This window comes from Saccharopolyspora sp. ASAGF58, assembly GCF_012277335.1.
Taxonomy (GTDB): Bacteria; Actinomycetota; Actinomycetes; order Mycobacteriales; family Pseudonocardiaceae; genus Saccharopolyspora; species Saccharopolyspora hattusasensis.
Genome location: NZ_CP040605.1, coordinates 399,872 through 423,216, shown reverse-complemented (window position 1 = coordinate 423,216; position 23,345 = coordinate 399,872). Strand labels below are relative to the sequence as shown.

At 71.3% G+C, this 23,345-nt stretch carries 16 protein-coding genes; 10 read left to right on the top strand and 6 right to left on the bottom strand.

The features are described 5' to 3' along the window. Nucleotides 1–190: 190 nt before the first annotated feature. Nucleotides 191–415, bottom strand: a complete 225-nt coding sequence (locus FDZ84_RS01705) for a hypothetical protein (protein ID WP_168584406.1) — start codon at nt 413–415, stop codon at nt 191–193. Between the two features lie 316 nt (nt 416–731). Between FDZ84_RS01705 and FDZ84_RS01700 the strand changes: the two genes are divergently transcribed. The 8 genes from FDZ84_RS01700 to FDZ84_RS01670 all read left to right on the top strand — a co-directional run bounded on the left by FDZ84_RS01700 (nt 732) and on the right by FDZ84_RS01670 (nt 17,279). Next, nucleotides 732–3,521, top strand: a complete 2,790-nt coding sequence (locus FDZ84_RS01700; RefSeq protein WP_168584405.1) for a hypothetical protein — start codon at nt 732–734, stop codon at nt 3,519–3,521. After that, entirely contained in the window at nt 3,518–6,241 is a 2,724-nt protein-coding gene (locus FDZ84_RS01695) for a CHAT domain-containing protein (protein WP_168584404.1), read from the top strand. Before FDZ84_RS01700 ends, FDZ84_RS01695 begins: the two co-directional genes overlap by 4 nt. Further along, a complete protein-coding gene (locus FDZ84_RS01690; protein WP_168584403.1) occupies nt 6,234–8,486 on the top strand; it encodes a vWA domain-containing protein in 2,253 nt (750 codons plus the stop codon). Before FDZ84_RS01695 ends, FDZ84_RS01690 begins: the two co-directional genes overlap by 8 nt. A gap of 233 nt (nt 8,487–8,719) precedes the next feature. Then, nucleotides 8,720–11,842 (top strand): tubulin-like doman-containing protein, encoded by a 3,123-nt coding sequence (locus FDZ84_RS01685; protein ID WP_168584402.1) that lies wholly within the window; start codon nt 8,720–8,722, stop codon nt 11,840–11,842. After that, nucleotides 11,839–14,019: a CvpA family protein gene (locus FDZ84_RS01680; protein ID WP_168584401.1), complete on the top strand. Its 2,181-nt coding sequence runs from the start codon at nt 11,839–11,841 to the stop codon at nt 14,017–14,019. The genes FDZ84_RS01685 and FDZ84_RS01680 overlap by 4 nt, the downstream gene beginning before the upstream one ends. Next, on the top strand, nt 14,016–15,986 hold the full coding sequence (locus tag FDZ84_RS01675; RefSeq protein WP_168584400.1) for a hypothetical protein: 1,971 nt from the start codon (nt 14,016–14,018) through the stop codon (nt 15,984–15,986). The genes FDZ84_RS01680 and FDZ84_RS01675 overlap by 4 nt, the downstream gene beginning before the upstream one ends. A gap of 723 nt (nt 15,987–16,709) precedes the next feature. Beyond that, on the top strand, nt 16,710–16,838 hold the full coding sequence (locus FDZ84_RS39905) for a hypothetical protein (RefSeq protein WP_256413647.1): 129 nt from the start codon (nt 16,710–16,712) through the stop codon (nt 16,836–16,838). A gap of 219 nt (nt 16,839–17,057) precedes the next feature. Continuing rightward, nucleotides 17,058–17,279 carry a hypothetical protein gene (locus FDZ84_RS01670; RefSeq protein ID WP_168584399.1) on the top strand — a complete coding sequence of 74 codons (222 nt, stop codon included), beginning with the start codon at nt 17,058–17,060 and terminating at the stop codon, nt 17,277–17,279. 57 nt (nt 17,280–17,336) lie between these two features. On the opposite strand, the gene FDZ84_RS01665 is transcribed toward FDZ84_RS01670, so the two are convergent. Further along, nucleotides 17,337–17,699, bottom strand: a complete 363-nt coding sequence (locus tag FDZ84_RS01665; RefSeq protein ID WP_168584398.1) for a hypothetical protein — start codon at nt 17,697–17,699, stop codon at nt 17,337–17,339. Between the two features lie 196 nt (nt 17,700–17,895). Here FDZ84_RS01665 and FDZ84_RS37585 point away from each other — a divergent pair, with 196 nt between their 5' ends. After that, nucleotides 17,896–18,210, top strand: coding sequence for a hypothetical protein (locus tag FDZ84_RS37585; protein WP_210435391.1), 315 nt, complete (start codon nt 17,896–17,898; stop codon nt 18,208–18,210). Nucleotides 18,211–18,264: 54 nt separating this feature from the next. Here the strand turns inward: FDZ84_RS37585 and FDZ84_RS01655 are convergent, their stop codons facing one another. Continuing rightward, nucleotides 18,265–19,002 (bottom strand): FadR/GntR family transcriptional regulator, encoded by a 738-nt coding sequence (locus FDZ84_RS01655; RefSeq protein ID WP_168584397.1) that lies wholly within the window; start codon nt 19,000–19,002, stop codon nt 18,265–18,267. 228 nt (nt 19,003–19,230) lie between these two features. Here FDZ84_RS01655 and FDZ84_RS01650 point away from each other — a divergent pair, with 228 nt between their 5' ends. After that, on the top strand, nt 19,231–20,211 hold the full coding sequence (locus tag FDZ84_RS01650) for a DUF4432 family protein (protein ID WP_168584396.1): 981 nt from the start codon (nt 19,231–19,233) through the stop codon (nt 20,209–20,211). Nucleotides 20,212–20,273: 62 nt separating this feature from the next. Here FDZ84_RS01650 and FDZ84_RS01645 read toward each other — a convergent pair whose 3' ends face one another. The 3 genes from FDZ84_RS01645 to FDZ84_RS01635 form a co-directional block, all read right to left on the bottom strand. Then, the gene (locus tag FDZ84_RS01645) at nt 20,274–21,086 is read right to left on the bottom strand and encodes an SAM-dependent methyltransferase (RefSeq protein ID WP_168584395.1); all 813 of its coding nucleotides are present in this window, start codon (nt 21,084–21,086) and stop codon (nt 20,274–20,276) included. Between the two features lie 86 nt (nt 21,087–21,172). Continuing rightward, the gene (locus FDZ84_RS01640; protein WP_168584394.1) at nt 21,173–22,435 is read right to left on the bottom strand and encodes a multidrug effflux MFS transporter; all 1,263 of its coding nucleotides are present in this window, start codon (nt 22,433–22,435) and stop codon (nt 21,173–21,175) included. 455 nt (nt 22,436–22,890) lie between these two features. After that, on the bottom strand, nt 22,891–23,175 hold the full coding sequence (locus FDZ84_RS01635) for a WhiB family transcriptional regulator (RefSeq protein WP_168584393.1): 285 nt from the start codon (nt 23,173–23,175) through the stop codon (nt 22,891–22,893). Nucleotides 23,176–23,345: the final 170 nt, after the last annotated feature.

Sequence of the window (23,345 nt, the reverse complement as noted above, 5' to 3'; positions counted from 1 at the left end):
GTCCGCCGCACCGCGACGGCTCGCCATCCGGTCGTCCGGCCCCGGAAGGCCGATCCCGGCCCCACCCGATGACCGTGCCGGACCGATCGGAAGGAGCGTCGCCATGCTCGGTGGTTCTGACGACAACCCCTGACGGACGACCGGAACGGGCGGCACCTTCGAGCGCGGCGGACGCGCCCCCGAGCGGTGGTCATCGCGCCGGATTTAGTGCCCACGACTTACCCGCGAGAATCGAGTTCAGCCGCCGGGTGGACTCGTCCAACCACGTTGCGGCCGGCGGCTTGCCGTGTCCGCTCTGACCGTTCGCGTGGTGTCCCGCCTGTTCGAACTCGTCCGCTGCCGAAACTGCGTCGTCCACCACGGTCCCGAGCACGTCGAAGCGCAGGACCCGGATCTCGCGCACATCTACCGCCATTCCGGCGATCTTCCCAAGGGAATACAGGTGTCCGTGCGTGCTCTCGCACCGACGGGTGCCCGTGGGCTCGTGAGTGGCAATGCCGGTTCTTACCGGATCAGTCACTCACGAGGGGTGTGGGTGGGGTCGTGAGTGGTGATGCCGGTTCTTACCGGAATAGTCACTCACGAGGGTAGGCGGCGGAGCTGTCCTGGCCGGGAGCCCGGACGGGGTGGGCATAGTCTGAGAACCCGCTGCGGTGCAGGGAATCCCTCGTCCGTCAGTGCACGATCGCAAGCCCTCGCAGATACGGATCGCAGATCATCGGAAGGCAGCCATGACCGACCCGACCCGCCGACGGTGGCGCCCGGCCGTCACCGGGTGGCTGATCGTGCTTACGCTGCTGGTGGCCGACGCCTGCTCCTGGCCGGGCTCCGGGGAGCCGGGCGAGGAGGACGCCCACCTCGTCTCGTACTCCAAGGCCGCGTCCTGGCTGGCCGGGCTCGACCCGGCCGAGGCCGAAGAGCAGATCCGCGACTGGGCCAGGCTCGCGCTGGCGTCGTCGCTGGGCATGGACCAGGACCGCATCGTCGATGCCCTGCACGACACGACGCCGCTGCGGGACCCGTTGTTCGACGGGCTCGTCGAGCAGCCCGTAGGTCCCGGCCGGTCGCTGTTCGACGGCCGCACGCTGCACCTGCTGGTGCCGGAGAACGACCCGCACCCGTCCCGCACCCTCGGTCGGCTCCTCGACCAGCACCGCGTCGATGCGGGCTCCGATCCGGTCGGCGTGCAGGTGCACCGGTACCGGATGCGCCCGGAGAACCAGAAGGTCGAGCTGTACGCGCAGCCGGAAACTCCCACTGCGGAGTTCCGCGCGGCCAACGGCTACCGCGAGGCGCGGCTCGACCAGCGAGCGGACCTGGAAGGATTCCTCGCGGACACCAATCACCTCTCGCGGCTGGAGCTGCGCGACGGGCAGGTCTGGGCGGCCGGGTGGAACTGGCCGGATCTGCCCGATGGCGACGTCCGGCCGGCGGACGTTTCCGTGCTCCAGCGCGGCTACCGCCAGCAGGGCGAACCGGGCCCGGGATTCTCCTTGGACCCCAAGCCGATTTCGAGCCCGGACGAGATCCGTGCCGCCATTCCGGACCTGGCACCCGAGCTCGTCGGCCGCGTCGCAGGCGGGAACTGGGATGCCGAGCTCACCGACCTCATCGAGGGGCACCTGTTCAGCGGCGACCCGCCCGCCGATGCGCTGCGCGCCTGGGGCCTGCCCGCGGACCGGACCCAGTTGTGGGCGCTGTACAACCTGTTGGGCGGGCTTCCGGTGGTCAACGAAGCCCGCTACGAAGGGGGAATCGCCGGCACCGAGGTCGGCATGACCGCCTTCTACACCGACCTGGTGATGAAGGACTGGGTTGCCGGCGTGGGCACGGGGGTTCCTTCCGGCGGAAGGGTTCCCGGGTTCGTGCCGAACCCGCAAGCCCCCACCCCGCCCGGGCTTTGCCCGCCGGCGGGGGAGCGGTCGCCGCCCGCGGAATCGGCGCGGCTGTGGCTGGGCCAGGCCGACGGCGCGTTCGGCTACCGACCGGACGGCGTCGACATCGGCGCCCAGGCGACCCGGCTGTTCGTGCGCTCGCAGGGGCCCGGCGGGCAGGAGCTCGAAGCCACCTACAGCATGGGCCGCGCATCGGCCTGGTGGGATCGCCACTATGCGGACGTCGCCGATTACGAACCCGAGTTCTGGCGCCTCGAGGAGCTGATGCGCTGGTCCGGGGCCCTCGAATGGCTCGCCGGGAGCGGGCATTCCCTGCCGCAGCTGCCGGCCGGCGAGATCAGGTCCGACCTGCGGTTCGCGGACTGGCACGCGCGCAACAGCGACCTGCGTGAGCGCGCGCGCCCGGTCTCCGCGTCCCCGCCCGGACGGGCGGAGTCCGTGCTCACCGTTCCCTCGCCCGCGTTCTCCGACTGCGGACTGTCCTATGTGTACGGTGGTGTCACGCTCGGCGATTCCCTGGCGCGGCATGGCGGTGCACCCGCCGAAAACCCGCTCCCGCCAGGAATGCGGCGGGCCAAGCCGGTCGACCCCGCCGCCACCAGCATCGACCAGTCCACCGGAACGGCCCAGATCAGGCAGCTCGGCGACGCGGGGTCGCCGGAGGGCCTGACCCGGGGCTTGCGGCGCGGCCCGGACGGTGCGTCGGTGGTGACCGAAGGCGCGCCACGCAGGGAGATCCCGTTCGGCGAGGCGCGGTTCCGGGGCGAGGGCGGACGCCTGGTCGAGACGAGGCTGCGTTCCGGCGAGCACGGCATCTCCGCCGGTGTCGAGGCCCAGGGGCAGCCGTTCGGGACGGTGGCCGCGCTGCGCCCGGAGGCCAGCGGGGTGCGGCAGACCGACATCGTCGTGAACCTCGGTCTGCTCGGCCGGTTCCGGGATCTGGTCAAGCGGGATCGGCAGGACCCGGCGCACGGGTTGGAGAACGCGCCCGGCTTCCTCTACAGCTACCCCGAAGCGAATGGGACCGGCTACCGCTTCGCCGATGGCTGGGTCGGGAAAACATCCGGCCAGGCGCCGAACCAGGCGGGCTTCGCCGCGGAGGTGGTGCCCGGCGAGTCCTACCTCAGCGTCGAGCGGCCCGCGCTGCTGCCGGGCATCGAGCTGTCCAGGCTGCAGGAGATCTCGGAGCCGTTCACCACGACTTACGGCGAACTGCTCCGCCAGGTGCCCGCCACCGCCGCTGTCTACGTCCTGGCCGATCGGTCGACGCACCTGCCGCGGCCGATTGAGCGCAACGCTCGGGTGCGCGTCAGGATCGCGCAGCCGGTGGTGGCCCTCGGTCCGGGTGCCAGCCCGATCTCCGCGGAAGGGCAGGTCTGGTCGCTGCTCGACACGGGCACCGTCGGCGCCCTCGCCGCCCCCGGCCAGGACATCGTGTTCGGTCGGCCGTTCGGTGGTGGGCCGGGCGGCAGTGGCTGGGGATCCTGGCCGTTCGGGGTTCCCTTGCCCGTCAGCCCCAGCAACCAGGTCGTGCTCGTGCAGCAGTGCCAGCCGAGCGACGGCGTGGATCATGGCGTGGATTACGGCGTGAATCCGCCGACGTGGGACGAGGAATGCGGCTCATGACCGGACCAGAGGAGTTCGCGGTGGACGCGGGGTCGCCGCTGGCCGTGGCGCTCGCCGCGGCCTGGGAAGCGTTCGAACGGGAGGACGTGCGAGCCACGGACCGGTCGTACCGGCAGTCGGTCCGGCTCGCCTCCGGCAACCCGGCGCTGGCCGCCGCGCTCGCCGTGGAGCACGTGAGCCGGCTCCGGGCCCTCGACGACAGCACGACCGCGTTGGCCCGTTGCGAGGAATACCTCGGCAGCGACTGGGAAAACCTCCAGCTGCGGCTGCTGCGCGCCGAGACACGCCTGGCGATGGGGGACAACTCCCGGATCGACGCCGAACTCGACGAGATCGGTCGGATCGCCGCCGGGCGGCACATGCGGCGCGAGGACGAAGCCCATCTCGACCGGCTCCGGGGCATCGCTGCCGCTCGGCGCGGGGATACCGGTCGAGCTCTGCGTCACCTCCGCGAGGTGCGCGTGGTGTTCGCCGAGCTGGGAGACGAAGCCGCGGCGTCCAAAGTGGATCTCGATATCAGGGCGGTCGAAGGACGACGCGGCGACGCGTCGGAGCCGGTGCGCGGCGATGACGATTCGCCGCAGGCCAGCATGGTCCGGGCGGAAGAGCTGCGGATGGACGGGTGGTACGAGAAGGCCCTCGCCGAACTGGCACCGGCGCTGGCCGGGAAGCTGGATCCGGCCATCCGGTTCCAGTTCCTCTTCGCGAAGATCCGCCTGCTGCGCCTGTTGCACTCGACCGAGGCCGACGAGCTGTTGCCGGAGCTCTACGCGGCGGCAGAGCAGTCCCCGCAACCGGAGGAGAACCGCCTCGTCGCAGGGCGGCTGGATCCCAGCGCCGAAAGCTTCAGCGTGGTGGGCATGGGTGGGCATCTGCTGCAAGCCGCCCGCGCCTACGCCGAAGCCGCAATGCGGCTCGCCGAGCCCGGACGATCCGACGAGGCCGAGCGGCGCGTCCTGGCCAAGCAGCGGGTCGACGAAGCGGAACGGCTCTTGCTCGCCGAGCAAGCCCCACCAGAGGCCACCGGCCGGCACGTCGCCGAATGGCACCTCGCCGCGGGCGAAATCGCCCTGGCGATCGCCAAGCTGGAACATGATCCGGCCACCGCCGCGCAGGCGGTCCGCCACTTGCAGGAGAGCACGGCGATCGAGGATTCGCCGGTAGTCAACCGGATCGCCGCGCTGCGGCGCCTCGGCGACGCCCACGACCAGCTCCGCGAGCTCAGTGGCAGCGCCGACGGCCTGGCGAAGGCTGCGGAAGCCTGGGCCGAAGCGCACCGGCTCGAGGAGCACTTGGCGTCGCGGCAGGACGACGACGAGAACCGCATCCGGATGCTGCTGGCGAATCCGACGGAGTTCGACAAGCGGATCGAGGCGGCGGCCCGGGAGATCGAGCGCGGTGACCAGCACGCGGCGGTCGCCGCCGTCGTCGCGATGGAAGCCGCCAGGGGGTCCGCGATCCTGCCGCGGATCCTGTCCGACGAGCAGCCCTTGGTGCGCGACCTGCCCGGCCTCGGCGATCTCGCCGGTGCGCGGCGGTGGATTCGCCAGGCAGCCCGCGGTCTTCCGCGCAAGCAGCTGATCTGGATGCTGCACGCCACCCCGGACGGCGTCCACCACGCGTTCGTCTGGCGCAGGGGGCCGTTCGGGGTGCACGTGCGGCACGCATCGGTGCGCGGCGCACCTGGCAGCACCAAGATCGACCTCGCGGAGGCGATCGCCGAACTGAAGGACTGCTGGCACAACGGCGACCGGCTCGAAGGGCGGCTGCGGAAGCCCAGGAACTCCGCGGCGTGCCACTTCGACCAGAAGCTGCACGCGGTCGTGCGCAGGTTGGGGATCGGTCGGCTCTGGAAGCTGCCCGGGCACATCGAGCGGATCGCGGTGGTCGCCGGGGGCGACCTCGCGGAGATCCCGTTCGCGCTGCTGCCCTGCCCGGGACCGTCGGGCGAGCTGCTCGGCGGCAAGTACGCGCTGTCCGATCTCCCGTGCCTGTCCATCAGGCGACCGCTGCGCCGACGCGCCCGCGGGCAGCGGGGAACGTCGGGGCAGCAGATGTTGCTGGTGCAGCCGGCCGCCGCCGCACCGGAGGCCCCCGGCGCCGCCGACGAGGAGGCGCTCGAGGCCGCCACGGAGGTGACCGGCCGCAAGGTCCTGAGCCGGGCCGCGGCTACCCCCGCGGCCCTGCGCGAGGAGTTGGCGTCCGGGCAGTTCCGCCTGGTCCGCGTCGACGGGCACGGTGAGTTCCAGCCGGCTTCCGCCCCGGAATCGATCCTCTGCCTCGCGCCGAAGGGGAAATCCGGGCACCTGACCGCACGCGAGTTCCGGGAGATGAACCTGCGCGGCACCGGCACGCTGATGCTGGGCGCGTGCGAATCCGGGATGGCCGAACGCATCGGCCGCGACGAGCGCACCGGCTTCGTCCGTGCCGCGTTCCTGGCCGGAGCTTCGTCGGTGGTGGCCGCCCGGTGGGACGCGCTCGACGTGGTGGCCGCCCGGGTGCTGGACGACTTCGAGAAGAACCTGCGCCGCCACCCGCGCGATGTCGCGCTTTTCCGGGCGCTGCGTGAGGAACACCAGAAGCACCACGCGGACGGCCACCCGGCGCGCTGGGCGTTGTGGACGCTCTACGGCGACGTCGGGCACCAGAACATCTGGTACGAGCCGCTTTCCCGGTGGTGGGGTGCGGTGCGTCGACGCTTCGGGGGAAGGGATGCGTGAATTACGATCGGCAACCGGGCGGTGGGTCGCCAGGGCCGCAGCGCTGCTGCTGGCCGGCGGGCTGCCGCTGACCGCGCTGCCACCGGCGTCGGCGCAGGACGCGCCGCCCGCGCTGCAGCCGGTGCAGATCGTGCTGCTGGTCGACCAGTCCGGGAGCCTGACCGAGCAGGACGTAGCCGCCGAACGCGACGCGGCGCGGGTGATCGTCCAGGGCGAGCCGGCCCGGGATTCCACCGTGTCGGTGCTGGGTTTCGGCAGCGCGAACGCGCCCGGCCGGTCGGCGGTCGACCCGGTCTGCCCGCCGACGAAACCGGATTCGCCACAGAGCCGGCAGTTCCTCGGCGACTGCGTCGGCGGCATCCACCGGCGCACCCCGGCCGAGGGCGACGGCACGGACCACGTCCAGGCCCTGCGCCAGGCGCTGAGCTACCTCAGCCAGCCGGGCACCGAGGGGCAGCCCAAGATCGTCTTCCTGTTGACCGACGGCGTGCTGGACGTGCGCGACAGCCCCGAATACGGCAGGACCGCCGATGAGCGCAACGCCACCGCGCGGTTCCGGCTCTCCGGCGTGCTGGACGAGCTCAACCACGCCGGCGTCAGCGTCTGGCCGCTGGGATTCGGGCAGGCCGACCAGAAGCAGCTCGACGAGTTCGCCACCGGTGCCGCCCAAGACCGTTGCGGGCTGCACACCGCCCCGCCGAGCGCGACGCTGATCAAGGAGTCCGCCGACCTGTGGGGGGCCATCGGCCGGGCGTCCAGCTCGGCCCGCTGCACGAGCGTCGGGGAGCCCGTGCCCGACCGGCTGCCCCCCGGCGGGACGGTCGAGCTGCCCGTGGAGGTCCCGGCCATCGCCAGCGAGGGCACGATCCTGGTGTTCAAGCGCGACCCGCGGATCCTGGTCAGCTACCTCGACCCGAACGGCGAGAAGGTGCCCGCCAACGGCGACTTCGGCGGCTCCCACTTCGAGTTGGGCGGCCAGGACACCGAGGCCGAGGCGATGCGGATCCTCAACCCGGCACCGGGCCGCTGGACCGTGCTGCTGGAGTCCCGGCCGGGAGTGCCGCCGCAAGAAGTCGGCGCCATGACGGTCTTCCAGGGGGCGGTTCGCGCGCTCCCGTACATCGCGCCGCAGACCCCGGCCCCGGGATCTGCGGTGCAGTTCTTCATGCGGGTGCGCGGCGCCAGGACGGCGATCAAGGACCCGGAGCAGCTGAAGGGCCTGACGTTGACCGCGGAACTGCGCGGGGACGGGTTCGCCCCGCTCCCGCCGGTCGAGCTGTCGGACGAGGACGGCGACGGCGAGTACCAGGGCCGGATCGTCGTGCCCGAGACCGCGACGGGGCGGCTGGACTTCGTCGGCGGCATCACCGGGGTCGGCGTGAGCGGCGACCACCAGATCTTGCCCACCCGGATCTCGTCCGGAGCGGGAGGAGTGCAGAGCGTGCTGAACCTCGATGACGCGGAAGCCGAAGTCGTCGCCGGAACCTCGCTGAACGGCAGCATCGACGTCAACAATGCGACCGGTCAGCCCAGGACCATCCGGATCGAGCTGACCGATCTCAGCCAGGGAGCGCTGGTGACGGCCTCGCCGGAGAAGCTGGTGGTGCCGCCGGCGGCGGGCTCACAGCGGTTGGGCTTCACCCTCACCTTCGACCCGGCGACCGCGCTGGGGGCGAACCAGGGCCGCATCCGGCTGGTGGACGAGACCACCGGTGCGGTGCTGCGCGATCCCGTGTTCGAGCGCGAAGTCGTGGCACCGCCGGGGCCGATCGAAACCCTCTGGTGGCTTTGGACCCTGATCTTCGCCGCGGCCACCGCGGCAGTCGGCGCGGTCCTGCTGCGGAGGCGGCGGCGCAACGCCGAGCGCGACGTCCGCGGGATCCGGGTCGAGCTGCGCCGCTACGGGCAGCCCACCGGCAAACCGGTTACTGCGCACCAGCATGGGCAGGAGTTCGGCTTCGGCGTACTACGCGGCGAAAGCGCCGCCGACACCCGCATCACCTCCGGTTCCGGCGGGGACCGCTACCGGGTGCGGCGGGCAGCGGGCGGACCGGTGTTGACCGGGCCGTCCGGCGAACCGCTCGGCTTGGCCCCGGGCGGGGGGCTCGAACTGGCCGACGGCGTGGAGCTGGTCGTCCACGACCGGCCCGTCCGGCGACGCGCGGCGAAACCCGTCCGCGGCAAGAAAGTCCAGAGTGGACGAACGGCGAAACCGAAGCGGTCGTATGACCCCTACGACCTCTGAGAACCTGCCGGCGAATGCCGTCCACGCCTTTGGAAGCGGCGCGCCGCTTCCAGCCACCTTGCCAAGACGACCATCGGCGGGTTCTGAGAGGTTTCCTGGCGAGGACGGCCCCTCCGCCGCGTATTGGACATACATCAGGAGGGGCACCCGCAGTCCGGGGAAGCTCTCAGGTTCCGCTAAGCGACCACCCACCCAGACCAATCACCAACAGGCTCTGAAGTGAGGACCCCACCATGAAAATCCACCAGCCGATGCTGTTCCTCGGCCTCGGGGGCACCGGATGCCGCGTCGGCCGCGAGCTGGAGCGGGTGCTGCGCGAGTCGCTGTGCGGCCCCGACGGCACCGAGCTCATCGCGCGCATGCCCGGGCAGGACTACCTGCCCTACCAGCTGCCGTCCTGCCTGCAGTTCGTGTACGCGGATCTCAGCATCGACGAGCTGAGCAAGGTGCTGCCGAACGTGGTGCCCAGTTCCGACCACCACGCCGCCGCGCAGCACACCACGCACCTCATCGCGAACCTCGTCCCGCCGAACCACCACAACAGCGCGCAACTGGCCCAGGCGATGCGGATCACCCTGGACGAGCCGATCGGCTGGCTGCCCGGACCGGAGACCGATCCCCGGGTGGCGCCGCTGAGCGCGGGCGCCGGCCAGCTCCCGACGGTCGGCCGGGCGGTGCTGTTCGAGACGATGCGCCAGGGCCACGGACCCGGCGCCGTGCTGCACGGCGTGACCGCGGCTATGCAGCGGATCAAGGCCTCCGGATCGGTGCTGCGCGCTCTCGGCGGGAGGCTGGGCAACGCCGTCGACGTGTTCGTCGCCTTCTCGGTGGCCGGCGGCACCGGCAGCGGCATCTTCTACGACTACCTGCACCTGATCGGCGAACACCTGCGGCAGGCCGGGACGGAGGCCCGGATCTACCCGCTGGTGCTGATGCCCTCGGCGTTCAAAGAAGGCATGGGCGGCGGCCGGGCCGCCGTGCTCAACTCGGCCACCGCGCTCGTCGACCTGTTCCGCCTGATCGACGACCAGAACGCCCAGGGGGCCGGGGACGAGGTCGGCGGCGCCCAGGACCAGGGCCCGCTTTCGGTCTGGTTCCCGGGCGAACCCCGTCCGACCAGCCTGCGGCCCGCCACCGTGCAGACCGCCTTCCTGTTCGGCCGCCCGAAGGACGGGGTGAGCGGCGATGACCTGGTCCGCTCGATGGTCTCGCTGGTCACCACCCTGATCGGCGCCGGCGCCGAGGGCGATCAGTCCTTCGCCGATCGCTTCATCAACGACACGGCCAGCCGCTCGGCGTTCGCCGACACCGGCATCGGGCGGCGGGGCGTGTCGACGTCCGCGGTCGCCTCGCTGACCATCCCGCTCGCGGTGCTCGCGGACGTGGTCAGCTCGCGGCTGCTGGCCGAGGCGGTGCGGGTCATGCGGCAGGCGCCGACCGGGGCCGGGGTGCACAACCGCGACCTCATCGAGCGCTTCGACGTCGCCGCCGGGCTGGACGGCTTCCTGACCTGTGCGCCGCTGGAGCCCTTCGCCGACGTCGAGGACGTCCCCGTCGGCTACGACTCGATCATCCAGGCGCTGAGCGCCCGGGCGCGGACCATGCAGGAAAGCCTGGACCGCAACGAGCGACTGCTCGGCCCGCACCTCGGCCGGTTGGCGCGGGACTTCGACCCGGTCAAGGCCGGGGAGGAGCTGTCGCGCACGGTCGACCCGTTCCGGCTGCGGCGGGTCGTGCGCGGCGATCCGGGCTACCCCGAGAAGCTGGACCGCGGCGGGTTCGAGAAGATCCTCAACGACCGCAAGGAATCCCGGCGGGCGCCGGGCGAGTTCGGCCTGCACCCACCACAGCCCGAGACCGTGCAGCGGCGGCGCACGCTGCGGCGGCTGCGCTGGCCGGACCAGGTCGTCCAGGACGCGGTCGAGGACCAGGACGCCTGGTACCAGTGGCGGGTCCGGCGGCAGTGGCACGAGGCGTGGCGCCAGAACGAGCGGCTCTGGGAGCCGCGCTGGCGCTCGTTCTGCGACCGGCTCACCGCAATCACCGACGAGTTCGCGGATCACATCGCCGCGGACGACCGCCAGTTCTCCGAGCGCGCCGCGCAGCTCTACGCGCCCCGGCTCGGGGTGTCCTACCTGCTGCCACCCGGGGACGGCGGGCTGGAGGGCTTCTACTCGCGGGTGTACAAGGTCCTGGAGGAACGCTTCCGTGACCGGCTCGGTGCGAACGCCACGGCCGCCGACATCGTCGGGCTGATCCTCGGCGAGGACGGCTGGTCCGGTGCCTACCGCGTCGGCCGGGAGCAGCCCGAAGCGGCGGTTCACCTGGTGCGCCAACGGATTCGCGGCGCCGTCTCGGAGTGCTTCCGGCCCGGCGGCGGCGAGCGGGCCCTCGTCCCGTCGATCCGGGACCTGCTCGCGGCGACCGTCGGCCGGGCCGACACGGCCATCGACGATGCCGACATCACGTACTTCCGCACGCAGCTGGCCGGACTGGTCCCCGGTGGATACGCGCCCGCGGGCGAGGGGGACCTGAAGGTGCTCATCTCCTACCCCGGCAGCGCGCCCGACAACGCCGTGGAGACATCCCTGCGGAAAGACCTGGTGCCGTCCGAGTACGCGCCGTCGATCGTGTTCCGGCCGAACGAGTCCGATTCGCTCGTCGTCGTCTTCTTCCGCACCGGCATGGGCATCACCCAGGTGCCAGAGGTGCGCGAGGCCGTCCAGCTCGCGGCGGATGCCCGGCGGTATGAGCGGGCCGACGACCGGCTGTCGTGGCGGCAGCGGCTCGGCAGGGCCCCGGGCTACCTGATCTCCACCCCGACCGACCGCGCGCTGATCCTGCAGAGCTTCCTCAACGCGATGTGGAACGGCCTCGTGGAGGTGGACCCGCCCGGACAGGACCGCAGCCCGCAGCGGATCCGGGTGCATACCGGCCACACCGACGCCCCGCCGCTGGTCCTGGAGCTCACCCCGTTCCGGGAGCTCTCCTCGTGGGGCAGCCTGCTGCAGGCCTACGAGGAGTGGGTGATCAGCAACGGCAGCGGCAACAATCGCGACCTCGCCGCCGAGCTGATCGCGATCAAGCCGCGCAACGTGGACCGCGATCCCGAGCCGCCGTCGCCGCTCTACACCACGCTCCACCAGCTCCCCGAGAAGGAAACGCAGCTGCTCGACGAGATCCGCAACCGGCCCGGCGTCGGCGCGGGCGAACAGCTCGACCTGATCGAGGAGTTCTGGACCCGGACCCTGCCCGCCGCGCTGGAACTGCCCTTCCGGGGCGTGCAGGCACCGTTCGCGAACCTGCGGGACATGACCGACTACTTCGACTTCCAGTCCCCGGCGGTCGACCGGTGACCGCCCGCCGCGACGACCCCGTCCTCGTCATCGACCTGCGCACCGGCGAGTGCGATGCGGAGCAGGCCGCAGGCGCGGTCCTGGTGCTCGACGATGCGGAGCAGGCCGCCGACCACGACGAGGTTTACCAAGCGCTGCTCGGGAATCCCGCGGTCTCCGGGGTGCTCTGCGTCGCCGTCGCCGTCGACGGCGGCAACGCCGACGGCGCGGTGCGGATCCGGCCCGCGCCGTCGCTGGCGCCCGTCGAGCGGGCGGCGACCGTCTGGATCGGCCACTCCGACGGGATCCGGTGGCGACCGGCCGAGCCGCTGGTGCGAGCGGTCGAGCGAGCCGCGATCTCCGGCCTGGGGCAGTTGGTCGACGCCCTCACCGATCCGGCGGTCTTCGCCGCCGTGGTGAAGGCCGTCAGCACCCTGCCCTACAGCACGGCCAGCGCGGGCATGGTCCTGGAGCGGACCAGCCTGCACGAGGTGGAGCTGCGCCGGGCGCAGGAGGAAGCCATCGCGTGGTTCACCGACCCGGACGCGGGCCGGGTCGGGGCGCAGGAACTGCCCCGGGACGAATTCCGGACCGCTGTCCGGGAAACCATCGAGGTCGACCCCGCCGAGGACGTCCTGCTCCCCGGCGCGGAGCTGGCCGAGGCCCACACCCGCGCCGTCACGGCGCTCAACGCGGCCGACCACGCGCTCACCCGCGTCGACCACTTCCTTGCCCCGCTCCCGAAGCGGCGCCCGAGACCGGCCGTGGGGCCGGTCCTCGCCGAGGCGCGGGCGGCGGTGCGGGACTTCCACGACAAGGCCACCCAGCAGTTGCACCGCATCGACGAGAACCTGCGGGGACAGCGCGTCGGCAGGGACGTCGTCGCCCGGCTCGGGGTGCGCGGCCCGGTCCCGGCGCGGCCGCGGGACATCCGCGACCGCTCGCGCCGACTCGTCGAGGAGTGGCTCGGGCGGTACCGGTCGGTGGCGTGCCTGCTCCCGGACCTCGACGCGGAACGGGTCGGCCAGGAGCCGCAAGGTTGCGCGGCGGCCATCGCCGAGCTGGACGGGCTGGCACCGCCCGCCGAACCGGCACCGCTGCTCGCGACGTGGCCGCAGCCTTCGCTGGTGATGCCCTTAGCCGCGGTTGCCGGTGGGCTGGCGGCGCTGGGCACCCACGCGCTGGGCATCGCCGCCGCGTTCTACTTGCCCCTGCTGGTCTTGGCCTGGTTCGCCGCCGGTCTGGTGCTGCAGGCGCGGCAACCGACCGCGACCGGCGAGCAGGGCTTCGCCGTGGCATCGGTGCTCGCCGCGTTGTTCTGGGCGTTGCCGGTGTTCGGCGGCTGGCTGATGGTCTTTCTCGTTGCCGGCGCGGGAATTCCGGACGTGCTGGGCGTGGTCGCGACGCTGCTCGCGGTGCTGCTGTCCGCCTGGACGATTGGAGTTGGCTGGCGGCGTTCGGTGCGGCAGTGGCGGCGCAAGCTCGACTTCGACGGGCTCCGGGACCGGTTGGCCGGGGCCGCGCAGCTGGTGGACGAGGTGATCCGGGCCGAGTGGCGGCCCTCGGCCCGGCGGGCGATGTTCGCGGAAGGGCTGCGCCAGGTGTCGATCGGCTTGACCGCCGTCCGGGACGTGCTCGCCGAGCGCGCGGCCGACCTGCTCGATTCTCCCGAGCAGCACGACGGAAACCACCCGCACGACCCACCGGACCGGGACGTCCACCAGGAGGTGTGCGAGGTCGTCGTCACCGACCTGGTCGACCTGACGATCGCCGCCCTCCGCCCGTGCTGGGCCGGGATCGACGCCGATCGGCCCGCGGCCCGCGAAGAACACGCGCGGGAGGTGGAGCGGCTGCTCACCGCCTACCGCGAACACCTCCGGCAGTACGGGTTGCTAGTGCCACCGCCCTTCGCCCGCGAACGCGCCCATCGCGCCGAACTCGCCGCCCGGCTCTGGGATGGCTCGCAGGTCGGCGACGCGCTCCGGTGCGACAGCGAAGCCGAGATGACGCAGCTGTGCCACGCCCGGCAGCTCGGTGCGCTCAGCGCCATGGCCGACCGCGCACAACTCGTGCGGTTCGCACCCGCGTCGGTACGCGGCGGCCGGTGCGGGGATCCGTCAGGCGTCACCTGGACCGGCGAAGCCGAGATCGCGGGAACCCTGCGGCTCGTCCCGCTCAGGCAGGGGGTGTTCCAGTGACGACCGAGGTGCGGTGCCGCGCGATCGACGGCACGCCGCTCACGATCCGGCTGACGGTGGGCGGCGACGCCGGTGTCTCCGGTGGCGGCCTGCCGACCCGCCTGGTGTCGGTGGACGGCGGCCGGCAGCTGCTGCAGAAATGGGTCCCCCGCGCCGATTCCGGTGGTCCGGGGCAGCTTCGCCCGCTGGACCGGGAGATCCGGGCGCTGCACCGCTTCGCGTGGGCGTTCCCGCGCGACAGTTACCCGCCCGAGCTGCCGAGGCTTTGGTACTACGACGTGGACGGCGACGAGCCGTTCGTCCTCGTCGAGCCGTACCGGGGCGAACCCGTCGAGGGGCTGCTGCCGGAACTCGGGGCGCAGCACCGTTACCGGCTCCAGGTGGGCGTGCTGCGCGCCCTGCACCTCGCCGCCGTCGCCGGCGTGGCCCACGGCCGGGTGGAGCTCGGTGCACTGCGGTGGGATTCCGGGAGCAGGACCGTGCAGCTCGTCGACTTCGAGCGGGCCGCCGGGATCGGTGAGCCGCGGGAGACGCCCGACGGCCTGCGAGCCGACGTCCGAGCCGACGTCCGAGCCGACGTCCGGGACGACGTCTGGGACGCCGGGCTGGCGCTCTGGCGCACGGTGCACCCGCACACCGGGCGCGGCGCGCCGGACCTCACGGTGGACGGCGGCGCGCTGAGCACGTTGCTCGACGGGGTTTTCGCCAACCCGCCGGAGATCCGCCCGACTCCGGCGGACCTGCTGACCAGGCTCCGCGAGCCCACGGAAGTGCCGGTCTTCGTTCCCGGCAGCGCCCTGGCCCCGGGCGTCGAGGCCTACCTGAACCTGTTGCGGCGCAAGCGTGGAAACGCGGCGGCTCAGGCGGCTCAGGCGGCGCAGAGCGCCCCGGCGCGGTCCTGGCTGCCCTGGCGGCACGCCTCGAAGTCCGAAGCGGACGAACAGCCGACGCCGGTCCGCTGCCCGGTGTGCCTGGACTCCTACCCGCGGCCGCTGCCAGACGACGTGCTGTGGCGTCACGAGGACGGGAAGTTCGTCGAGGACGACTCGTCCTCGCAGGACCCGCAGAAGCGGCAGTTCCGCAGCCTCAGCGGCTACCGCCGGTGCCCCAACCCGTCGGACGACGTCGCCGGGCACTTCCTGCCCGCGACGTACCACGACCACGGCCCGCCGCTGGTCGTGGCGATGATCGGCCGCCCGTCGGCGGGGAAGACCCACCTGCTCGCCGCGATGGTCCGCGAGGTGGTCGATCGCGGCGGCCTGACGCCCTACGGGCTGACGGCGACCGCGCTGGACCTGCACCGCCACGACCGCTACCGGAAGCAGACCCTCGAACCGGCCGAACGCGGTGCGCGACTGCCGGGCACCCCCGAGGGCCTGACCGACCCGGCGGAGATCCTGCTGCTCAGCGGGCCGGGCGGAAGCCGGCCACTGGTGTTCTTCGACGTGGCGGGCGAGGACCTGCAGGCAGTCGGCGACGCCCGGCTCGCGCGCTTCCTGCTCGGCACCGGTGCCGTGATCTTCGTGCACGGGCTGGAAGCCGCGCCCGAGCGCGTCGGCAACCAGGCGTTCGAGATGTCCCTGGCCCGGCTCCGGGCGGTGCCAGATTTCGAGCGGCTGCCCGCGGCGATCGTCGCGACCAAGTCCGACCGGCTGCGATACCTCCCGCCGATCGACCGCTGGCTGCGGCACCGCAACGGTCCCCTCGCGATGATCGATCCCGCGCTCCTGCACATGGAGAGCAGTTCGGTCTACGCGTTCCTGCAGAACCGGGGGGAACACGCCGCGCTGGCCCCGTTCAGCGTCTTCGACCGGTGCACCCTGCACTTCGTGTCGGCCAGCGGCAGCGAAGCCACGCCGGGGGAGGAACGGTTCCCGCGCGGGTTCGAGCCGGTCCGGGCGCTGGAGCCGCTGATCGCCATCCTCGCGATGGCCGGGATGATCGACGCTGGCCGGGTCGGTACCTGAGCCGAGACGGGCCCGGTTCTACTCCGGTCGCTTCGGCGATCCCAGGACTTCGGCCACGAGGAGATGCCCTGGATGTTCTGACCCGCCGCCGTTTACTCCGATCGGGCTACTGTGGACGAGAACTACCCGATCGAGTGACAAGGCCCGGCTGTGCAGGGCCAACGCCGGTTACCGCCGCCAAGCGGGCATCGGCGGTGCCGGGCGGCCGGACCGGGCTTCTGGGCGGCGCGCTGAGCGGCGCTCGATCAATTCGAGCAGCTCAGCGCGCTGCACGGGGAAGTGCCGGCGGCCGCATCCGACCAAGGAAGGCCCCACCCGGGCCAAGGGGGCGTTCGCCGGTCGGTGCCACGCGGACCGCACGCCTGAGCGCGCACCGCTGGCCGCACGGGCATACCTTGGCCCGGAGTGATCGTGGACCTCCCCCAAACAAAGCCGCGGTACCGCGATCACCCGCCCGTGGCCTGCTTCTTCGGCCTCCCCCCAAAATCCCTCCGAAGAAGCAGGCCACCCCATTTCCTCCCCGGCAACACGGCGATGGTTGCTCGGACAACATGGGCCCGCAACCGCACACCGCCTGGGCATCACCCCACTGCTGCTTCGGCTCAGGACCCAGTGCGAGGAAGTTCCGCCGGGACTCCGGGACGGCCGGGCCGCCGGCGCCGCCGACGCGTCCAAATAGGACAGCTGCTGAACCGTCTCGATCTGCTGGCGGGGTGAGAACTCGTGGCCGCCGAGCTCCTGCGGGATGCCGATCTTGAACAGCTGGCTGCGATGATCCATTTCCGGGTGGCAACCTATTCGGGTGCTCCGCTGCGGGTACCGGCTTCGCGGACCTTCGCGGTCGAATTGTGACTGTATTTCACGTAGTCATGATGGTAAATTTCCAACATAACCCCGAACGGGGGAGGCGACTGTTGGCGTTGCGAGATATGGTTCAGACAGGTGCGCACGAAATAGCCGATCGGCCGTCCTCGATCCGATTCGAGGGCACGCAAAAAAATGGGGGCGAGAGGTCGGGGACCCGCTGCAACGCGAGTCCCCGGTCCCTCGATGGCCACGGAGTGGTCTCAAATGGATCTGTTCACGAGGTGCAGCGACCTCCCGTACGAGCAGTTGTGCGAGGAGATCAGGATTGCTGGGCGGGCGCGCAAGGAAGCTGTGGGGAGGGGTGCGGCCGCCGACGTGGAAGCGGCGGAGTCGGTGCTGAACTGGTTCCTGGAGGAACTGGCGGACCGGCTCAGGCAGGGGGTGCACCGCGACGAGCAGCCGCGGGGTGAGCCGGTTCCGCAGTAAAACGGACACGCGTCGTGGCTCGCCACGCGCGTGCCCGGCACCCGCTTCCCGGGCGTTTCAGCCGGTGTTGCGGGAGTTCAGCCGGGAGCCGGGCGCGGCTAGTTGGCTGCGGGCGGTCACCAGGGCGGTTCGCGCGTCGTCGCGGGCGCCCTCGGCCAGGCGGTCTGCGGCGGTGCGAACCGCGGACGCGGCGTCGTCGGAGATCTCGATATGCGGGTGCTGGTCCAGGAAGCCGACCGCGCGGGTCAACGCCTGGTGCGCTCGGTCCCCGGGATTGTGCTGCGCGGTGAGCAAATCGATGAGTGCTGTGTCCACCGCGTCGCGCAGGGCTGCCTCGGTCGAGGTGTGCGGTACTGCAGTCACGGGGCGGAAGTCTATGCCCTGCAACGGATCTTCAGCGTCCTCGGGCCGCACCCACATGGGTGGTCCTTGGTCAACTGAGTGCGTCGTGAGCAGGCGCGTCGGAGGATCTTCCGGCCGCGGGGTGTGGTCGAGCGGCGTCGGGGAGGCGGCATCACCGCGTCTGAACTGCCGGGACTTTCGTCCCTGGAACTGCTCCGCAGGGGTGGGTACGCAGAGCACGATGTGGAATGGACGCAGGCGAGGAGGCGCTGCCATGGATGGTGTCGTGGTTAACTCGCTGGACGCGGGGCTGTCCGACGCGGAGACGCGCCGGCTGCTCCAGGTCGTGAACCGGCACTGGGTGCGCAACGAGATGCAAGCCGGGCGGGATGCCCGGTCCCGCAGAACGACGGTGAACCTCGCGCTGCTGCGAGCTCCGCTAAACGGCGTGGACCTGGACAGCAAGGACCACGCGATGCTGACCTGGCTCGCCGATCGCGACGCCGACGTCGTGGCGGGCGTGCGCAGCCTCCTGGACCGCGCTCGCGCGGCCACGCCGATCCCCGAAGCGGAACGGGACTCCCTCTGACAGCAACGGGAGATCCGCGCCCCGACGGCCGATCCCGCTTGGCCCGACGGCCGATCACCCGGGCCGCGCGGTCCCGGTCGCTTGGGCGCGCTCGGCCAAGCGCTGCATGGCGGTGGAGCGGGCCGAGTGCACGTGGTGCAGGGTGGCCTGCCGGGCCGCCTCGGCGTCGCCGGCGAGCAGCGCGTCGAGGATCCGCTGGTGGTCTTCGCGAGCCATCTCCACCCGGCCGGGCACCATCAACGTGGTCTGCATGCCCTGGTGCAGGATCTGCTGCAGGACACCGAGGGTCTGCTGCAGGAATTTGTTGCCGGCCGCCTCCACTATGGCCAGGTGGAAGTCGGCGTCGAGCTGCTGCAGGCGGTCGAAGTCGCGCGGTACCTGCTCGGCAGCCTCCACCATGCTCTCCAGTACGTCCGAAACCCGCTGCAGCGCAGCGGTGTCCTGGCGCTCGGCGGCCCAACCAGCCGCAGGCACCTCCAGCACCTCGCGCATCGCGAACAACTCGCTGATCGAATGGCGCTGGGTGGCCAGCGCCTCGCGGAGCTCACGGGCGGTCTCGGGCTCGGCGATGAACACGCCGCGGCCGTGCACCACCAGGAGCACGCCCCTACCCTTCAGCGCGCCGATCGCCTCGCGCACCGTCGGCCGGCTCACCCCGAGCAGCTCGGCGAACTCGCGTTCCGGTGGAAGCCGGTCGCCCGGGCTGTACCGCCCCGATTCGATCGCCTGCATGATCTGCAGCTTGACCTGATTGGCGACCGACCCCGGCGACAACCGCTCCCACATGCGCATCCACTCCAGAAGTCATCCTTGACCTTGACCGCAAGTCTACGGTCCGTCCTTTCGCGGCCCGGCGGAGTGGCTTCGACCCGGGGCCGGGCATTTCCGGCCTTCCGGGTAAAACGATTTACCGGCGAACAGCAGGTGTTGTTCTGGCTCTACACCAACGATGATGCACAGGTAGGCGTAGCGACGTTCCTGGAGAAGCGATGTTCCTGGAGAAGCGATCGGCGGTGTTCCGTGACGACTGAACTCGAATTGCGAAACGACCACCTGGCGGTGCGGTTGACGCCCGACCGGGGCGCGGACATCACCGCGCTGACCGATGCCCGGACCGGCGCGCAGCTGCTCTACCGCACGCCGTGGGCGGATTCGGCCCAGCCCGGGCCGTGGGCGCCGGAGTCCCGCCAGTCCTGGCAGGCGTTGTACCAGGGTGGTTGGCAGCTGCTGTGCCCGAACGCCGGCGATGCGTCGAACGTCGCGGGCGGCACCTGGGGTTTTCACGGCGAAGCCTGCCTGCTGCGCTGGAAGGTCGAGGAGTCCACTTCGGACTCTGCGACCCTTTCGGTGCGGTTGAGCCAGGCTCCGCTGCGGATTCGGCGGCAGCTGGTGCTGGACGGATCGGTGCTGAAGGTGGCGGACACGTTCCACAACGAGAGTCCCGACCCGGTTTCGGTGGCGATCGTGCACCACCCGGCCTTCGGAGCACCCTTGGTGACGCCGGGGGCGCGGATCGCATCGGGTGCGCAGAAGCTAACGGTGGACCCGACGTCCGGTCCCGTAGTGGAAGCCGGTGCGACGCTCGCGTGGCCGGTCTCGGAGCTGTCGACGCTGCCGCCCGGCGGTCCCGGTCAGGCCACGCTCGCGTACTTCGGTGATTTCACCGAACACTGGGTGTCGATCACGAGCGCCGCTGGCGACCTGGGCATGGCCATGGCGTGGAACGGCGACGTGCTGCCGAACGCCTGGCTGTGGTTCGAAGGCAACGCGACACCCGGATTGCCCTGGTACCGAACGGAATACGTCTTCGCGGCCGAGCCAGCGTCGACGATCCCCGCGGGCGGCGTCGAGCAGGCGAGGGCAAACGGCGGGAACCTCGTCGAAATCGCCCCGCGCGGTTCGGTGTCCACCGCGGTGTGCCTGGCGGTGCACCACGATTCCCGGCCGGTCACCGGCATGGACCTGACCGGCCGGATCACGTTCGAACGAGACGACCGATGACGTTCGACGGGAGAACGAGCGGTACCGGAAGGCTGGCATCCCCCGGCCTTCAGTAGTCCATGTCAGCAAAGCTTGCGGCCGACGCCGGCGAGGCCGGTGAACCGCTCGGGGTGCTCGGCGATGTCGGCCGCGGCGACCGGACGCCACAGCGGCAGGGTCACGACACCCGGATCGATCAGTTCGAACCCGTCGAAGAACTCGGTGACCGCGGCGCGCGTGCGCATGGTCAACGGCGTGGTGGTGCGCTGCCGGTAGAGGTCGGCGTGCGACGGTGCCACGTCGGGTCGCCCATCGGCGCTGGCGTGCGAAAGGATGAGGAAGCTGCCCGGCGCGAGCGCTTCGCGGTACCTGGCGACGATCTCGTTGGGCCGGGACTCGTCACCGACGAAATGCAGGACCGCGACCATCATCAGCGCCACCGGCCGGCTCAGGTCCAGCAGCTCCGCGAGATCGGGGGAGTCGAGGACCTGGTCCGGCTCCCGGAGGTCCGCGCGGACGATCGTGGCGTTCGGGTTGTCCCGCAACAGGTTCTTGCTGTAGGCGACCGCGACCGGATCGGTGTCCACGTAGACCACGCGGGAGTCCGGCGCCGCGCCCTGGGCGACCTCGTGCACGTTGCCGACGGTCGGGATGCCTGAGCCGAGGTCGAGGAACTGGCGGATGCCCTGCTCGGCGCAGTACTGCACGGCCCGCCGCAGGAAGGCGCGGTTGGCCTGCATGATCAGCGGCAGCTCGGGCCACATGTGGATGGCCTCTTCGGCCATCTGGCGGTCGATCGCGAAGTTGTGGTTGCCGCCGAGGTAGTAGTCGTAAACCCGGGCCGCGTTGGGCTTGTCGAGGTCGATGCTCTCCGGCTCGGGCGGCAGCTCCGACATCCATTCCTCCTCACGGCTGGGCGGCGCGTCCCGCCGCCCAGCCGTGATGTTAACCCCGCCCGTTATGCCCTGTCTCCGGCCATCGGTCACAAGGCGGGCTCGGCGCCGCGGCCGAGCTTGACCACCACGCCGAGGGCCAGCAGAGCGACCGCGGCGCCGCCGGTCATGGTGATCGCCATCGCGGGGCCGTCGTTGCCGAGGAGCCCGACCAGCGGCGCGATCAGCGCGCCGAGGCCGAACTGCCCGGCGCCGAGCAGCGCGGCAGCGGTCCCCGCGGCCTCGCCGTGCCGGGACAGCGCGAGCGCCGGGGCGTTCGGGAGCACGAAGCCCATCGCGCCCAGCACCAGCCACAACGGCACGATGAACCCGAACAGTCCGCCCGTCCCGGTGGTGGTCAGCGCCGTCAGCACCAATCCGGCGGCGGTCGCCGCGATCAGCGCGCCGGTGACGATCTGCCTGGGCGTGTACCGGTTGAGCAGCACGACGTTGAACTGCGACGCCCCGATGAGCGCCACCGCGCCGACGCCGAAGACCAGTCCGAACGCCTGCTGGTTGAGGCCGAACTGCTCCTGCAGCACGAACGACGAGCCGGAGATGTAGGAGAACAGCGCCGACATCGCCAGCGCCGCCACGATCGCCAGCAGCACGAAGTCGCGGTCGGTCAGCAGGGACCGGTAGGTGCGCAGCACCGGGCGGAACTCCGCGGCCTGGCGGCGCTCCGGCGGCAGCGTCTCCTTCAGCGCGAAGATGGCGACGACCAGCAGGATCGCGCCCAGGATCGCCAGCGCGCCGAACACGCCGCGCCACGAACCGGCCAGCAGGATGGCGCCGCCCAGCGTCGGCGCGAGGATCGGCGCCACGCCCATCACCAGCATCAGCCGGGACAGGGCGGTGGCCGCCGCACGGCCGCTGAACAGGTCGCGCACCACGGCCATCGCGACGACCATGGTCGCGGCCGTGCCGACGCCCTGCAGCGTGCGCAGCGCGCCCAGCACCGCGACGTTCGGCGCGATGAGGCACGCCACCGACGCGACGATGTGCAGGGCGGTCCCCGCGATCAGCGGAGTCCGCCGGCCGACGATGTCGGAGAACGGGCCGATCAGCAGCTGGCCCAGGCCGAGCCCGAGCAGCGTGCCGGTGAGGGTCAGCTGCACGGCGGATGCGGAGGCCTGCAGGTCGTTGCCGATCGCAGGCAGCGCCGGCAGGTACATGTCGATGGTCAGGGGGCCGAGGGCGATGAGCGCTCCCAGCACGAGGATCACCCGGAACCGCTCGAATCCGGTTGGCTCATCGGCCACCGGTTGTGCACGGTGTGCCTCCGATGGGCTGTGCACCGCAACGTTGTCCATCGTTACCTTTCGAATTCACCGCGGGAGGACTTGGGGAATCTGACTCGGGTTTCAGCAATCCGGTCGATCTCTTTGTTCCCGGTGCCGCGACGAATTCGCTGTGATGCGGGCTACACTGGTCGCGATCGGCCGGAAATCCGTTGAGCAGCGCCGGATTTCGGCCGATTTATGTTAACGTCACTAATCATCCATTGTGGACTTAAATCGTGCCCCGGGAGATGTCAAATGAATTTCCCGGGTCGACCCGGTGTCGTAACACCGGGTCGATCGCCCATCGCTTCCCGCCCCTCGGCGGAACGCTCCACCCGGGTCGCTCCACCCGGGTCGCTCCACCCGGGCCCCTCCACCCGGGCCCCTCCCTGGTCGCTCCGGCGGCGATTTCGCGCGAAATCGGCGTTCCTCACGCGAGCGGCTCGTCGATTTCGCGCGAAATCGCCCACGTACCGGGCGGCGCTTCAGGACGTCCGGCCGCTGGCGATGAGATCCCGCCGCTCGCGCTCGCCTAGGCCGCCCCAGACGCCGTATGGTTCGCGGGCCTTCAGCGCATGGGTCCGGCACTGCCGCATGACCGGGCACTTCCGGCAGATGCTCTTCGCCCGGCGCTCGCGGTTGTCGCGGGCGCTGCCGCGCTCGTTCTCCGGGTGGAAGAACCGGCCCACGTTGACGTCGCGGCAGGCCGCTTGGAGCTGCCAGTGCCAGGCTTCGCTGACGGGTTTGGGCAACCGAGCTGTTGCGGCCACTGCTACCACCTCCGGTGATCTTGCGTTGGCTGGCACCAGTCGCCCTACCCGCCGCGGTGCCCCGGTACACCTCCTGCGGCGAAGTGAACCCGGGGTTGATCGAGCAAGATTCATGTCCGGACGCGTGCTCGGCCAACGGGCTGAATGTCCACAGCGGACAGTGCTGGTCG